Consider the following 5,230-nt stretch of genomic DNA (forward strand, 5'->3'; position numbering starts at 1 on the left):
GTTTTGGGCGCGGCCGGAACTGGTTTGTCTGGCGAGGGGGCCGGATTCTCGGCCGTTGGCGCGCCAGCCGCCATGAACGAACCCTGCGACGACTTGTCGGTCGCGGTCGCCGGTGCCGGTGCGGCGTCGACCCGCCGCTCGACCTCGGCAATCTGCTTGATAACCCAGTCGGGATTTGGATTGGATCCCAGTTTGGAGAAACGAGAGTAGTCGATGGTCAGATAGCCGTCCTTGAATTCGATGTCCGGGCGGATTTCGTAAGACACCCAGTCGGCGAGATAAGCGCCGGCCAGGTTCCAGTTCGCCTTTCCGAGAACGATGCCGATCGAGAAGAACCACGAGCAGTAAAAGGTGTAGAGGATGCATAGAAGGATGCCGAACGGGGCGGCATAGCGCTTCCATAAAGGCCGCTGAAACGCATCGGGATAGCGAGCGGCGATGTCGTTGATGGCGTCGGCGTTCATTGCGTTACTCTCCGCGCCCGTATGCGAACGCCTGCCTGCCGACGAGACGTTGTCTCAGCCATGCCGAAAACTGGTCAACGGCGACAATCGTGCAGAACAGCAGAAACACGATGGCTATGGTCTTGGCCTCATGGCCCCGGCTGATCGAAAGACGCAGGGATTCGCCGATGCCGCCGGCGCCGACGGCACCGAGAATGGTCGAAGCGCGCACATTGATCTCGAAGCGGAGCAGGAAATAGCTCATGAAGTTGGGCAGAACCTGAGGCACCATGCCGAACCACACCCGTTCGACCCAGTTGGCGCCAACGGCCCGCAAGCCTTCGTCAGGCTTCATGTCGGCGTTCTCGACCACTTCGTAGAACATTTTTCCGAGCGCGCCGACGGTGTGGATGCTGACCGCGAGGATCGCTGGAATGGGCCCAAGCGAGAAAATCGCCAGAAAAAAGCCGGCAATGACGATTTCCGGAAAGGCGCGGACAATTTCGAGGAAGCGGCGCGTGGTGAAGCGGAGCCAGCGGCTGGCCGTCACGTTGCTTGCAGCCAGGAAGCAGAGCAGGAAACCGAAGGTGGAGCCGACCAGGGTCGAAAACAGCGCAATGTTCAGGGTCTCGATCATCCGGTAGAAATACTCCGGAATGTAGATGCCTTGGGTCAGGTAGACCCGGCCTTCGGGATAGTCGAATTTGAGGCTGCCATCGTCATAGGGCGACGGCAGGTCGAACAGCGCGCGCACCGGGTCGAACCAGTCGCGCGGCTTCAATTCGACGAAAAAGTCGGCGATGTGGGGAAGGCGGTCGAAGAACTTTCCGGCGTTGGTCTCATTGGCGAACCAGAGCGAGCCCGAGAGCGCAAGCAACAGGAAAACCAGGCCTCCGATCGTGTAGAGGCGCCGGCGAGCGGCGAGGTCGCGCCAGTGCCGCTCGGCTAACGCTCCTTCCGTGGAGAGCGCAGGCGCGCGGTAAATTTCGGTCGCACTCATCGATGGTTCCCCAGCCCGTGACGCGGCAACGCCGCCGGCGGCACTTTGGCCCCGGCGGCGTCGTGCCTTTTGGCTTACGAGCCGATCTTCGCCTTACGAGCGTCGATGATCGCCTGATAGAATTCCGGGGTGACCGGCGAATAGCTCTTGAAGTCGCCGCCTTGCACCGCCGCGAAACAGGCCGGGTCGGTCTGCGGAAGCTTGGTCAGGAAATCGGTGATCTTCTGCTTGGTGTCGGCGTCGAGCGAGGTGCGTATGACCAGCGGGCCGTTCGGGATCAAGGGGGACTGCCACAACTCTACGAGGTCGTCCATCTTGAGGACACCCTTGTCGACCATCTTGCGCAGATTGCCGGAGCTGTAGCCATCCTTGAAGTCGCCGACGCCGGAGGCCCAGGTGGTGCCGGCATCGAAGGTGCCCTTCAGAACTTCAAGGACAAGCTGTTCATGGCCGCCGCCGAAACCGGTCGACGCGAAATAGCTCTTCACATCCATGCCGATGTCTTTGGGCAGCGAGGTGACCGGGACCAGGTAGCCGGAAGTCGAATCGGGATCGGCGAAACCGAGTTTCTTGCCCTTCATGTCAGCGAGTGTCTTGATGCCGGAATCCGCACGGGCGACCATAACCGAATGGTAGCCGGTCGAACCGTCGGTCTGGACCGTCGTCAGGATCGGCTGAACCGCGTCCTTGTTCTCGAGGTAGACCTTGGCGTAGGCGGAAGCGCCGAGTTCGGCATAGTCGAGCGTGCCGCCGAGCAGACCCTGGATGACGCCGTCGTAGTCGGCGGCCGGGAACAGCGAAACTTTCTCGACGCCGAGAACTTGCTTGATGTGGTCGGCGAAGCACTGGTAGTTGCGCAGACGGTCGGCTTCGTTCTCGCCGCCCAGAATGCCGACGCGGAATTCCTTCAGATCCTGTGCCTGGACCGAGCCCATCGCCATGGCCATGACGGAAACGGCACCGAAAAGTATCTTTCTAAACATCTCGTCTCTCTCCTGTTGGTCCCGGCATCGCGCCGGCTGCGTTGGGATATGATGCCCTTGACGCGGGCTGGCGATCCAGGTCGCTCAGTAACCAGGAAAGGCTGGCTCAAGCGGTCCGGCGGATGCGGCGATTTTTTGCTTGATGATGACACTGGTCGAGGTGATGGCCTCGGAGATTTCGCCGCCGCTGCTGTCGGCGCCGTAGACCATGCGCACGGCCTCGCGGTTGAGCTCTTCCGGCGGGCCGTCGAAGACGACCTTGCCGGCAGCCATGCCGATGATACGGTTGCAATAGGTGCGGGCCGTGTCCAGCGTGTGCAGGTTGGTGATCACGGTGATGCCTTCGCGCAAATTGATATCCTGCAGCGAATCCATAACCACCTTGGCGTTGAGCGGATCGAGTGACGCGATCGGCTCGTCGGCGAGGATCACCTTCGGCTGCTGCATCAACGCGCGGGCAATGGCGACGCGCTGCTGCTGGCCACCCGACAAGGTGCCGGCGGCCTGCAGCGCGGTGCGGGCGATATCGAGACGCTCCAGCGCTGCTATCGCCTCGGCTCGTTCCTCGCGGGAGAAGATGCCGAGCAGGTTCGACATGGTGGAGCGGTGATTCAGCCGGCCGAGAAGCACATTGGTCAGCACGTCGAGGCGCGGCACCAGGTTGAACTGCTGGAAGATCATGGCGCAATCGCGCTGCCAGCGCCGTAGTGGCGAACCGCGCAGCTGGGAGACCTCGGCGCCGTCAAAAAAAATCGACCCCTGGCTGGGATCGATGAGACGGTTGATCATGCGAAGAAGGGTCGATTTGCCGGCGCCCGAACGGCCGATGACGCCAACCATCTGACCCTGCGGGATCGCGATGTTGATGTCGCTGACGGCAGTGTTCTTGCCAAATCGTCGGGTGACACCGCGGATTTCGAGCGTGGCGGAATTTGCTGGCATGGGGGCAGGTTCCAGGTCCGGACCATTGATCGTCAGGCTCTCGCCTAGCGCAGCCACATGAACCTGCCGTGTCGCGGTGATGTCAGTTTTGTTACGCTCCACAGGCTGGAGTCTAGTGTCGACCCTGGGTCAGCAGTCGAAGGTGATTTGGAACGCGGGCCTGGCGAGCTGGTGCCATCAAGCGTTCCAGACAAGGGCCGTCATGGCGCCGATGCTGGTGTCGAGAGGCATGTCATGCGGATAGTAGGGGCCGGGGCGGTTTGTGATAATGCCCCGCTGCCCCGCGTCAGTGACCGCCATTCCTGGACGTCGCTATCCACCATATTTCTCTAGGAACGTCTCGGCCTCAAGCTCCCGGAAATCATCCAACGCGGCGCGCAGCCTTGCATGGTCCCAGTCTCACCAGGCGAGCGCCTGGTAGCGTTCGGCCGTGCGGCGATCGAAGCGCTCGCGGATCGGTTTGGCCGGCACGCCGCCGACAATGGTATAGGGCGCGACATCTTTCGAGACCACCGCACCCGCGCCGACCGCGGCGCCATCGCCGACGGTGACGCCGGGCAGGATAGTCGAGCCGTGACCGAGCCAGGTGTCGTGGCCGATGGTGACGCGTTTGGCGCGGCGCTGGGCGAAGAATTCTGTCTCGTGCTCGGCATCGTCCCAGTAGTCCGAGGCGCGATAGGTGAAGTGATGCAGCGTCGGCCGCCAGGTCGGGTGGTTGGTGGCGTTGATGCGAACGCTGGCCGCGATGTTGGCGAACTTGCCGATCGTCGCGCACCAGACGGAGCAGTCCTGCATCATGTAGGAATAGTCGCCGAGTTCGCTTTCCGAGACCCGGCTGCGGTCGGCGATCTCGGTCCAGCGGCCGAGCGTCGAATTCTGTACATCCGCCGTCGGGTGGACCAGCGGCGTCTCGGACAATTTCCTGGTCATGCGGCGATTTTTCCGGACGCGAACGCGGTGACGTCGATGATGCGGTCGGCAACCGCCTCGCGCACGTCGTGGTCATGGAAGATGCCGAGCAGGGCGACATCAGCCGCCTTCTTGGCGGCGATGAGTTCGATCACGACGTCGCGGTTCCTGGCGTCGAGCGAAGCGGTCGGTTCGTCGAGCAGCAGGATCGGATGCTCGGTGATGAAGCCGCGCGCGATGTTAACGCGCTGCTGCTCGCCGCCGGAAAAGGTCGCAGGCGGCAAAGCCCAGAGTTTCTCCGGCAGGTTGAGCTGTGCCAGCAAGGCGCGCGCCTTGCCGCGGGCAATCTCGCGATCCTCGCCGCGCTCGACCAGCGGTTCGGCGACGACATCGAGCGCCGAAACGCGCGGCACGGTGCGCAGGAACTGGCTGACATAGCCGATCGTTTGCCGGCGCACCGCAAGCACGGTGCGAGGGCTGGCGGTGGCCAGGTCGATCAGCCCGTCATCATGCGTGACGATGATCTGGCCTTCGTCGACGGCGTAGTTGCCGTAGAGCATCTTCAGGATCGAGCTCTTGCCGGCACCGGACGGGCCGCCGAGCACGGTGCATTCGCCGGCCCTGATCGAGAACGAGACACCGGCGACAACAGGCAGTTTGATGCCGTCACGCAGATGCATGGTGAAGCTCTTGGCAACGCCGGAAACAACGAGCGGGGTTGCCATCAGAAGGTTCTCCAATCGTCAGTCGTTTGCGTCATCGTCAAACCTGCAGAATCGAGGAAACAAGCAATTGCGTGTAAGGCGCGCGCGGGTCGTCGAGCACGCGGTCGGTGAGACCGCTTTCGACGACGCGGCCGTCCTTCATCACCATCATGCGCTGCGACAAAAGCCGCGCCACGGCAAGGTCATGGGTGACGACGATGGCCGCCAGACCAAGATCGGTGACCAGAC

At 62.4% G+C, this 5,230-nt stretch carries 4 protein-coding genes and 3 pseudogenes; all 7 read right to left on the minus strand.

Annotation, left to right across the window (positions count from 1 at the left end):
- A pseudogene (locus tag EN906_RS22080) lies at nucleotides 1-464 on the minus strand (phosphonate ABC transporter, permease protein PhnE); the annotation flags it as partial.
- A 4-nt stretch (nucleotides 465-468) separates the two neighbouring features.
- A complete protein-coding gene (phnE, locus tag EN906_RS22085; protein WP_127271835.1) occupies nucleotides 469-1,443 on the minus strand; it encodes a phosphonate ABC transporter, permease protein PhnE in 975 nt (324 codons plus the stop codon).
- Nucleotides 1,444-1,517: 74 nt separating this feature from the next.
- Nucleotides 1,518-2,426 carry a phosphonate ABC transporter substrate-binding protein gene (gene phnD, locus EN906_RS22090; protein WP_127272208.1) on the minus strand — a complete coding sequence of 303 codons (909 nt, stop codon included), beginning with the start codon at nucleotides 2,424-2,426 and terminating at the stop codon, nucleotides 1,518-1,520.
- Nucleotides 2,427-2,510: 84 nt separating this feature from the next.
- Nucleotides 2,511-3,368: a phosphonate ABC transporter ATP-binding protein gene (phnC, locus tag EN906_RS22095; RefSeq protein ID WP_127267986.1), complete on the minus strand. Its 858-nt coding sequence runs from the start codon at nucleotides 3,366-3,368 to the stop codon at nucleotides 2,511-2,513.
- Between the two features lie 312 nt (nucleotides 3,369-3,680).
- Nucleotides 3,681-4,298: pseudogene (locus tag EN906_RS22100) on the minus strand (DapH/DapD/GlmU-related protein).
- Entirely contained in the window at nucleotides 4,295-5,002 is a 708-nt protein-coding gene (gene phnL / locus EN906_RS22105; protein WP_127267987.1) for a phosphonate C-P lyase system protein PhnL, read from the minus strand. Before phnL ends, EN906_RS22100 begins: the two are co-directional and overlap by 4 nt.
- A 37-nt stretch (nucleotides 5,003-5,039) precedes the next feature.
- Nucleotides 5,040-5,230 (minus strand): annotated as a pseudogene (gene phnK / locus EN906_RS22110) (phosphonate C-P lyase system protein PhnK); the annotation flags it as partial.

This window comes from Mesorhizobium sp. M7A.F.Ca.CA.004.06.1.1 (assembly GCF_003999135.1).
Classification (GTDB): domain Bacteria; phylum Pseudomonadota; class Alphaproteobacteria; order Rhizobiales; family Rhizobiaceae; genus Mesorhizobium.